Annotated in this window: 12 protein-coding genes and 1 pseudogene; 8 read left to right on the top strand and 5 right to left on the bottom strand. The window is 69.2% G+C overall.

Annotation, left to right across the window (positions count from 1 at the left end):
• Positions 1-143: 143 nt before the first annotated feature.
• Entirely contained in the window at positions 144-488 is a 345-nt protein-coding gene (locus AB0H42_RS26770) for a hypothetical protein (protein WP_357060744.1), read from the bottom strand.
• On the opposite strand from AB0H42_RS26770, the gene AB0H42_RS26765 reads away from it, so the two are divergent.
• Positions 472-723 (top strand): hypothetical protein, encoded by a 252-nt coding sequence (locus AB0H42_RS26765; protein ID WP_357060741.1) that lies wholly within the window; start codon positions 472-474, stop codon positions 721-723. The genes AB0H42_RS26770 and AB0H42_RS26765 overlap by 17 nt on opposite strands.
• Positions 689-1,156, top strand: a complete 468-nt coding sequence (locus AB0H42_RS26760) for a nuclear transport factor 2 family protein (protein WP_357060738.1) — start codon at positions 689-691, stop codon at positions 1,154-1,156. The genes AB0H42_RS26765 and AB0H42_RS26760 overlap by 35 nt, the downstream gene beginning before the upstream one ends.
• A 122-nt stretch (positions 1,157-1,278) precedes the next feature.
• Here the strand turns inward: AB0H42_RS26760 and AB0H42_RS26755 are convergent, their stop codons facing one another.
• Together AB0H42_RS26755 and AB0H42_RS26750 are read right to left on the bottom strand one after the other, a co-directional pair.
• Positions 1,279-2,229 carry an EamA family transporter gene (locus tag AB0H42_RS26755; protein WP_357060735.1) on the bottom strand — a complete coding sequence of 317 codons (951 nt, stop codon included), beginning with the start codon at positions 2,227-2,229 and terminating at the stop codon, positions 1,279-1,281.
• A 208-nt stretch (positions 2,230-2,437) separates the two neighbouring features.
• Positions 2,438-3,157 carry an SUMF1/EgtB/PvdO family nonheme iron enzyme gene (locus AB0H42_RS26750; protein ID WP_357060887.1) on the bottom strand — a complete coding sequence of 240 codons (720 nt, stop codon included), beginning with the start codon at positions 3,155-3,157 and terminating at the stop codon, positions 2,438-2,440.
• Here AB0H42_RS26750 and AB0H42_RS26745 point away from each other — a divergent pair.
• A pseudogene (locus AB0H42_RS26745) lies at positions 3,123-3,398 on the top strand (SulP family inorganic anion transporter); the annotation flags it as partial. The gene AB0H42_RS26750 and the pseudogene AB0H42_RS26745 overlap by 35 nt on opposite strands.
• Before the next feature lie 96 nt (positions 3,399-3,494).
• Here the strand turns inward: AB0H42_RS26745 and AB0H42_RS26740 are convergent.
• Positions 3,495-4,157 (bottom strand): TetR/AcrR family transcriptional regulator, encoded by a 663-nt coding sequence (locus AB0H42_RS26740; RefSeq protein WP_357060732.1) that lies wholly within the window; start codon positions 4,155-4,157, stop codon positions 3,495-3,497.
• Positions 4,158-4,397: 240 nt separating this feature from the next.
• Here AB0H42_RS26740 and AB0H42_RS26735 point away from each other — a divergent pair, with 240 nt between their 5' ends.
• The 5 genes from AB0H42_RS26735 to AB0H42_RS26715 all read left to right on the top strand — a co-directional run bounded on the left by AB0H42_RS26735 (position 4,398) and on the right by AB0H42_RS26715 (position 7,686).
• Entirely contained in the window at positions 4,398-5,399 is a 1,002-nt protein-coding gene (locus AB0H42_RS26735; RefSeq protein WP_357060729.1) for a TIGR03617 family F420-dependent LLM class oxidoreductase, read from the top strand.
• 97 nt (positions 5,400-5,496) lie between these two features.
• On the top strand, positions 5,497-5,844 hold the full coding sequence (locus AB0H42_RS26730; RefSeq protein WP_357060726.1) for a DUF1330 domain-containing protein: 348 nt from the start codon (positions 5,497-5,499) through the stop codon (positions 5,842-5,844).
• A gap of 166 nt (positions 5,845-6,010) precedes the next feature.
• Complete coding sequence (locus AB0H42_RS26725; RefSeq protein WP_357060724.1) at positions 6,011-6,892, top strand: helix-turn-helix transcriptional regulator; 882 nt, start codon at positions 6,011-6,013, stop codon at positions 6,890-6,892.
• The gene (locus AB0H42_RS26720; protein ID WP_357060721.1) at positions 6,889-7,095 is read left to right on the top strand and encodes a DUF397 domain-containing protein; all 207 of its coding nucleotides are present in this window, start codon (positions 6,889-6,891) and stop codon (positions 7,093-7,095) included. Before AB0H42_RS26725 ends, AB0H42_RS26720 begins: the two co-directional genes overlap by 4 nt.
• Before the next feature lie 75 nt (positions 7,096-7,170).
• Positions 7,171-7,686 carry an ATP-binding protein gene (locus AB0H42_RS26715; protein ID WP_357060719.1) on the top strand — a complete coding sequence of 172 codons (516 nt, stop codon included), beginning with the start codon at positions 7,171-7,173 and terminating at the stop codon, positions 7,684-7,686.
• A gap of 67 nt (positions 7,687-7,753) precedes the next feature.
• Here AB0H42_RS26715 and AB0H42_RS26710 read toward each other — a convergent pair.
• Positions 7,754-7,972 (bottom strand): hypothetical protein (locus AB0H42_RS26710; protein WP_357060716.1); only part of this gene is annotated, 219 nt, incomplete at its 5' end.

Below are 7,972 nucleotides of genomic sequence, written 5' to 3'. Positions count from 1 at the left end.
GGCGGGGGGGGGCCCCCCCCCCGGGGGGGGCGGGGCCCCCCGCCGCCCGGGGGGGCCCCCGCGCCCCCCCCCCCCCCCCACGCCCGGCGTCTCTTGTTCGCCAAGCCACGACGAACGCCCGATGGAACCGATTTGCGGCAGGTTCAGCCGGCCGTCCAGCGTCGCAGTTTCTCCGGATTCCGAATCGCCCAGATGCGGGTGATCAGGCCGTCGGCGATATCGAAGGCGTACACCGAGACGACGGTGCCGTCCAGCTGTGCCACCAGTCCGGGTTGGCCGTTCACCGTGCGCTCCAGCAGGGTGAACGCGGGGCTGCGGGCGGCGATCTGCAGCCAGGTGCGAGCGATCCGCTCGCCGCCGTGGATCGGCTCGAGGAAGGCCGGTACCAAGCCGCCGCCGTCGGCACTCGCCCGCGCCCGCGGATCGAGGAGCCCGATCAGGGCCTCGATATCGCGGGCCTGCCAGGCGCGTTTGAAATCCCGGACCACTTCGGCGCGTTCGGTGCTCGACGGCCCGCGCGAGGTATCGATACGGCATTTCGAGAACTTCACCACCTTCACACCGCGCGACCACCACGCCACCGCCCTGGGCACGCTGCTGGATCAGGTTCTCGCCTGGAGCACCGCCCTGGCGCCGCTACGCCGGCCCGCCATCGATACTCCGAACATCGACCCGGAAGGAATTGATCATGACGACTCCGCACGACTCTCGGTCACCCGCTGACCGCATCGAGGCCGACGAGGCCGCCATCCACCGGCAACTCGACAAGCTGATCGACGGGCTCCGGGCCGGAGATCTCGAGGCGCTGCGGCGGCTGTACACCCCCGACATCGTGTCCTTCGATGTCGAGCCGCCGCTCCAGCACGTCGGGACCGCGGCGAAGCTGGCGAACTGGGCGAAGGTGTTCCAGCTCCTCGACAACGTGACCTACGAGATTCGCGATCCGGCCTTCACCATCGGTCACGATGTCGCGTTCGGGCACGCCTTCGCTCGTCTCGGCGGCACCTTGAAAACCGGGGCGGCGATGAGCGGCATGTGGGTGCGGGTCACGTTCGGGCTGCGAAAGATCGACGGCACCTGGTTGATCGCGCACGACCAGGTGTCGGTGCCGCTCGATATCGCCAGCGGCAAAGGCGTGGTCGACCTCGAGCCCTGAGAGGTCGCCCGGCCGCGTGGGCCGAGAGCCTGCCGCGGGTCCACGACCCGGCGCCGGCCGGGTCGTGGCGGGCCGACCGGCCGGCGGCCGATCCGTAGCGGGAGGCCGGCGCGGTGGCGGGCTCACCGCCGGCCCGGAACTCCCGGAACCGTCCCGGGCCCGGCCAGTTGCACCAGTATCGCGCCCGTGAGCACGATCGCCGCCCCGGCCAGCTGCGCCGGCCCGAGCGCTTGGCCCAGCAGCAGCCAGGCCAGCGCGGCGGCGACCACCGGTTCCAGCAGGGCCAGCACACCGGCCAGGGCGACGGGGAGATCGCGCAGCGCCCGCAACCCCGCCAGGTAGGGCAGCACGGTACCGGCCACGGCCAGCGCGAGCAGCACCAGCCACACCGGCACCCGCAGACCGCCTAGTACCGCGACGGCGGTGAGCGAATCCGACGGCAGCGTCCACGGCGGCGCGATCACGGCCACCAGGACCGCGCCGATCACGAGCCCGACCGCGGTGAGTCCCGCCGGGTCGTGCCTGCGCGCACCGTGCTCACCGAGCAGGAAGTACCCGGCCGAGCAGAGCGCCGCACCCAACCCGGCGGCCACGCCGAGCAAATCCAGCCCGGTGTCCTGCCACACCTGCGCGACCAGGACCGATCCCGCCGAGGCCAGCGCGATCCCCGCCCACACCAGCCGGGGCAGCCGGGTACCCCGCACCACCCGCACCCAGAGCGCGACCAGCGCCGGAGCCACGCTGACCAGCACCATCGCCACGCCCACCGGAATCCGGGCCACCGCCACGAAGAACAGCAACTGCACCCCGCCGACACCGAGCAGCCCATAGCCGAGCAGCAACCAGAGGTCGGCGCGGCCGAATCGCAACGCTCCCGGCCGCAGCACCGCGACCACCGGCACCAGCAGTGCCGCGGCCGACGCGAGCCGCACCGAGGTCACCGCCGCTGGCGACCAGCCCGTCGCCATCACCGCCGCGGCCAGCGGGCCCGAACTCGCGAACAGCACCCACGAGAGCGAACTCAGCGCGGTCGCCCGGGCCCGGTCCGGCGCCGCCTTCTCCGTTACGGCCACGCCGACAGTGTGCCGGAGCGGTCACCGCCCCGACGACAGGATTTTCGGCCGTATGCGCTCAGGTCCCGGAGGTGGGACCGAGCTCGGCGAAGGCCGCCGCCCGCCACGGCAGCCGGCCGGGATTCCGGATTCCGAGCCGGTGCGGCCGCGGAAGCACAGTACGTTGCGGCGAGCTTCGATGTCGTTCGGGCAGATCGGCAGATCATCGTCACGCCGACCGCGCGACACGGAACCCGATATCGTCGAGCCGGACCGTGGGATGACTGCGGCGGCGGACCGAGGCGCGGCAGCTCCAGTGTTCGTCGAACCATCCGCCGCCGCGAAGCACCCGGTAGCTGCCGTAGACGTCCGGGTCGTAGAGGTCCCAGCACCATTCCCAGACCGTGCCGAGCATGTCGTAGAGCCCCCACGCGTTGGGCCGCCGGGTCCCCACCTCGGGCAGTCGGTCTTCGGAATTCCCGCGGTACCGGGCGATATCGTCGAGCCGGCCGTAACGCGGACCGGTGGTGCCCGCGCGGCACGCGTGTTCCCACTCCGCCTCGGTCGGCAGCCGGTATCCGTCGGCCGACGCGACCCGGGTGACCTCGCCGTCGGCGCCGAGGCGGTACACCGGTGTCAGGCCGTCACGTTCGGACAGGGCGTTGCAGAAGAGAACCGCCTCGTTCCAGGAGATGCTGTCGGCGGGCAGCCGATCTCCCGGGCCCCCGCCCGGCCGGTGGCCGGTGACCTGCGCGTATTGCGATCGGGTGACCGGAACGGCCCCCAGCCGGTACGGACCGACTTCCACCGACCAACTGCGTTGTGTCCGCCGATCCGACAACTTCACCTGCCCCGGCGGGATATCGACCAGTTCGATCCCTCCCACATGCGCATTCACCCGGTCGAACCTACCCGCCTTGATCCCGGAGGCGATCTCGTTCTCCGTCATCGCCGGCGTCGATCCGCGGATCGAGTTGTTCGGGTCGTTGACCATGGCGGTCACCATCGCCGTCGTGCGTGGGCGCCGCGCCATGATCTCCGCGGCCACCGGTGCGGTCACGCTGGTCGTCGCACCCGTGGTGTGCGAGCACGGCCTCGACTATCTGGTCGCCACGGTGCTGCCGGCGGGGCTGCTGCAGATCGTGCTGAGCGTGATCGGTGTGGCGAAGCTGATGCGGTTCATCCCGCGCAGGCCTGATCGCCCGGGCGGGGCGCCACCACGGCGGTTCGGCGGTGTCGCGATGGGGGGGCCGCAGTGCCGCGGTGCGCCGAAGGCATCGGGCGCCCTACGGGTCCGGCCGGGAGGGCGAGCGGGGATGACCGTGGGGGTCATCGGTAACTTTCTGGGGCGAACCCGGAATGCCGTGTTTCATCAGCGGCACGATGGTCGTGCGGACGAAGGCGCGCGCTTGTTCCGGATCGGTGAAATCGGTGCCGCCGCTGTTGCCCGGGGTGAGTATCAGTGAATGAGCGAGGCGGGCGACCAGTTCGGCGACCGGGCGGGGGTCGTAGCGGTCGATCAGGCCGGCATTCTGGGCGTGGGTGAGCATGCCGGAGATGTAGTCGATCCCGAGACCGACCAGGTGTTCGCCCTGCACGGTGTAGAAGCTGAGCGCTTCGTCCGGTGCGACCCGCAGCAGGTGGGTGACCAAGCGGTGGATGCGGGTCTGCAGCAGGACGTGCAGCGTGGTCTCCTCGATCTGGGCGTCCACGCCGTCGGCGGCGTCGGCGATCGCGGTGACCTCGGCCAGCATCCGGCGGGTTTCCCGTTCGATGACCGCTGCGACGAGGTTGTCCTTGCCCGCGAATCTGCGGTGGATGGTGATCCGGTTGATTCCGGCGCGGCGCGCGATGTCCTCCAGGCTGGAGCGGCGGATCCCGAGTTGCAGGATCCGGTCGAGCGCGGCGTCCATGATCTTTTCGTCGACCTCGTCGTATCCCTCCGCCACGTAATGAGGATACGAATGCCGGTTCATTGCGTGAACAGCGCCGGAGGATCGACTCGGCGGCAGATGTCGCGGGGAGGGCGATTGCCTGCCATCCGGGGTGGGTAAGAACCCGTCGACCATCGCCACGCCGATCGTCCGGGCACGCGAACCGGCCACCATCCTGGACCGGGTCGGCCACTGTGCCGGATCGGACCGGGCCGGCCCCTGTTCGAGATCGCCCGGGTGTACTTGGATGAACTGATGCTGCTCGATCTCCAGTTGGACGCCCGCCCGGACCGCAGCGCCGAACGCGCCCGGACCCTTGTCGACGCCGGCGCGACGGGGCTGTTCACTTTCGAAGGCCCCCACGATGTGATGCTCCCCTTGGCCGCCGTGGCCGGCCGGGTGGACGCCGACCTGATGACCAATGTCGCGATCGCCATGCCGCGCAGCCCGATGCACCTCGCGCATGCCGCATGGGACCTGCAATTGATGTCGGGTGGACGGTTCCGGCTCGGACTCGGTTCGCAGATCCGCCCCCATATCGAGAAGCGCTACGGCGCCACCTGGTCCGCCCCGGCGGCCCGGATGCGCGAAATCGTGCTGGCGGTGCGCACGATCCTGCACGCCTGGCAGGACGGCGCGCCGTTGGATTTCCGCGGCGAGCACACTCGGCACACTCTCATGCCGAGCACCTTCGTCCCCGGTCCCAACCCGTACGGACCCCCACCAGTACTGCTCGGCGCGCTCGGCCCACTGATGACCCGGACCGCCGCGGAGGTCGCGGACGGACTGCTGGTGATGCCCTTCCACAGCCATCGCCATTTCCGGGAGCGGACGCTGCCCGCCGTGGCGGAGGGTATGAAACAGGCGGGCCGCACCGAATTCCCGATCTACCCGCAGGTGATCGTGGCGATGGGCAGGTCGGCGGAGGAACTCGCGGCGGCCTCGACCGGGGTACGCGGCCTGCTGGCCTTCTACAGTTCGACCCCGGCATACCGGCCGGTGCTCGAGGTCGAGGGCTGGGAACAGCTGCAGCCGGAACTCAACGCACTCTCCAAAACCGGCAACATCATGACCATGTTCGACCGGATCTCCGACCATATGGTCGACACCTTGGCCGTCCGCGGCACCCCGCAGGACTGCGCCGCCGAGATCCACCGGCGCTTCGGCGATTTCGCCGACCGGGTGTGCTGCTACTTCCCCGGATACAACCCGCCCGCCGCGCAGATCGCCGCCCTCGCCGCCGCATTACGCCGATAACCCCGCAGGTAGTCGATCCGTTTACCTCCGAGGTAATCGTGCCGTGGTCGCCCCGCCGTCATGATCGGTACACCGAACCGATCGAGAGGACGACAACATGCCCGCCTACGCCATCGCCCACCTGCAGCCGGCCGATCCGCATCCCGAGATCGCCGAGTACATGGAGCGCATCCCCGCCACCCTCGAACCCTTCGGCGGCCGGTTCCTCGTCCACGCCGCCCAGCACGAGGTGATGGAAGGGCGCTGGCCCGGCTTCGTGGTGGTGATCGGTTTCCCGGGGATCGACGAGGCCCGGGCGTGGTGGGATTCGCCCGCCTATCGGGAGATCGCGCCGCTGCGCTCGCGGCATATCGACGGCGACCTGATCCTGGTCGACGGCGTCGCCCCCGGCTACGACCCGGCCACCACCGCCGCGGCCATGCGGGAGACCATGGCCGCCGGGTGACCGGGATCGGTCGCACCCATCCGCCCCCGCCCGAGCTCGCCCGCGCCCCCGGACGACGCGAAGGACCGAACCCGCGAGAAAACCGAAAACCGGCGTGCCGCTATCGGACTGCGAGTATGCATATCTCGCGATTCGGAGCTCTCATCCAGCCAAAAAGGGGACGGTTTTGACTGATAGGGACAGCAGTATCACCAGACGGCAGCTCGGCCGATATCTGCGCGAAGCACGAGAAGCGATCGGCCTGACCATGGCCGAAGCGGCGGCGCTGATGGAGTGGGGCAAAAGCAGCCTGCAACGCATCGAAACGGGGCAGAACCAGCGGATCCGCATCCGCGATCTGGACGGGTTGATCGAGATCTACGAGATCGACGAGGACAAAGCGGCGGGGTTGCGGGGACTGGCCCGCGAAACAGGGGCGAAGTCCTGGTGGCACGAATTCGGCAGCGTGATCCCGGCCAACTTCAGTGTGTACATGGGACTGGAATCCGCGGCCCGGATCTTGACGACCTATCAACCCGACCTCGTACCGGGTCTGCTGCAGACCCAGGACTACGCGCGAGCGTTGGCTCGGGTTGCGAGTCCCGACGACACCGGGGAGGAGCGCGAACAGCGTGTCCGGCTCAAAATGCGGCGACAGGCCCTGATCACGCGAAAAACCCGCCCGGCTCGGCTCAATGTGATTCTGGCCGAGACGGTACTGCGCCGGACAATCGGCGGGCCACGGGTCATGGCAACACAGTTGAGGCACCTCGCCGATGCCGGGACTCTTCCGAACGTGCGACTGCGCGTCCTGCCCTTCTCCGCCGGGATGCCCGTCGGTGAGCAGATCGGCCCTTTCGTGATCATGGAGTTCGACGCGGATGCCCCGGGCAGGCCCGCCGAGCCGACGATCGTCTACGCCGAGAATTACACCGGCGACATGTACAGCGAGAAGGTCGGTATTGTGCAGCGATACGTCGAGGCGTGCGATCTGGTTCAGCGAGCCGCGCTGGATGAGGTCAGCAGCAGGAATCTGCTGCGCACGGCAGCAAGGGAGCACCAACGGTGAAGGTCGACCTATCCGAAGCGAAATGGTTCAAGAGCAGTCGCAGTGGCGGAACCAAGGAGTGTGTGGAGGTGGCGTTCCTCGAGGGCGGGCATGTCGGCGTCCGTGATTCCAAGAACCCCACCGGACCGGCGCTGGTTTTCACCGCCGCCGAGTGGGACGTCTTCACCGGTGGCACCCCGGATGGTCGTTCCGATCGCGGCTAAAGCTAGATCGGAACGGCGGGCCAGTGTGTGCGCCCGTCCGGACCTCTGCGCGGATGGGCCCCTAGGATCGGTCGGATGGCAGCCGGGTCTCCTCATCTGGTGGTGTTCGCCGGTCTCCCGGGGTGCGGGAAGACCACCCTGGCACGGGCTCTCGCGGACGAGCTCGGCGCGACATTCCTGCGTATCGATACCTTCGAGGCGGCGATCGTATCGACATTGACGCCGTTCGAGAACAATCCCGTCGGTTACGTCGCGGCGGCCTGGGTGGCCGAGGACCAGCTACTGGGTGGGCGGCCCGTGGTCGTCGACGCGTGCAACAACCTTCGGAAGGCCAGAACGATGTGGAGCGACCTGGCGCTCGAATCGGAGGTTCCGCTGCACTGGGTGGAGGTGACCTGCTCGGACGCGGCCGAACACCGCCGCCGGGTGGAGTCCCGCACACCCGATCGGCCGGGACAGGGCAACCCGACCTGGGCCCAGGTGCGGGCCCGGCGCTGGGAGCCGTTCACCGAACCGCGCCTCCTGATCGACAACACGGGAAGCGCGGCAGCGCATGTGGCTACGATCCGCGCCGCACTTCCCATGGGCTGAGCGCAGGGTCCGCGTCACCGGCACGGCCGGCGGTGACACCACCCTCCGGGTCGCTGAATGACGGCGCTCAGCTCGTGAGTTCGTCGATCGAGGGCGATTCGTCCCTGGACAGCGTGATTCCGAGGTTTGTAGCCCGGCGCTCGAGTTCGTCGTCGTCCCCGTGCCCCAGATCGATGGCCGCACCGTCGGCCGACAGCACCTCGACATTGAGGCACAGGGACTGGAGTTCCTTGAGCAGAACCTTGAACGATTCCGGGATGCCCGGTTCCGGAATGTTCTCGCCCTT

The sequence above is a fragment of the Nocardia sp. NPDC050799 genome (assembly GCF_040654015.1).
Taxonomy (GTDB): domain Bacteria; phylum Actinomycetota; class Actinomycetes; order Mycobacteriales; family Mycobacteriaceae; genus Nocardia.
Note: the sequence above shows the minus strand (reverse complement) of the source record. Positions and strands in the feature narration are given on the sequence as shown.

What these genes read in the sequence shown, in the direction of transcription:
- AB0H42_RS26715 (WP_357060719.1), top strand. Translation starts at nt 7,171, where the DNA reads ATGGCAGCCGGGTCTCCTCATCTGGTGGTGTTCGCCGGTCTCCCGGGG.
- AB0H42_RS26735 (WP_357060729.1), top strand. Translation starts at nt 4,398, where the DNA reads ATGCTGCTCGATCTCCAGTTGGACGCCCGCCCGGACCGCAGCGCCGAA.
- AB0H42_RS26730 (WP_357060726.1), top strand. Translation starts at nt 5,497, where the DNA reads ATGCCCGCCTACGCCATCGCCCACCTGCAGCCGGCCGATCCGCATCCC.
- AB0H42_RS26760 (WP_357060738.1), top strand. Translation starts at nt 689, where the DNA reads ATGACGACTCCGCACGACTCTCGGTCACCCGCTGACCGCATCGAGGCC.
- AB0H42_RS26750 (WP_357060887.1), bottom strand. Translation starts at nt 3,157, where the DNA reads ATGACGGAGAACGAGATCGCCTCCGGGATCAAGGCGGGTAGGTTCGAC.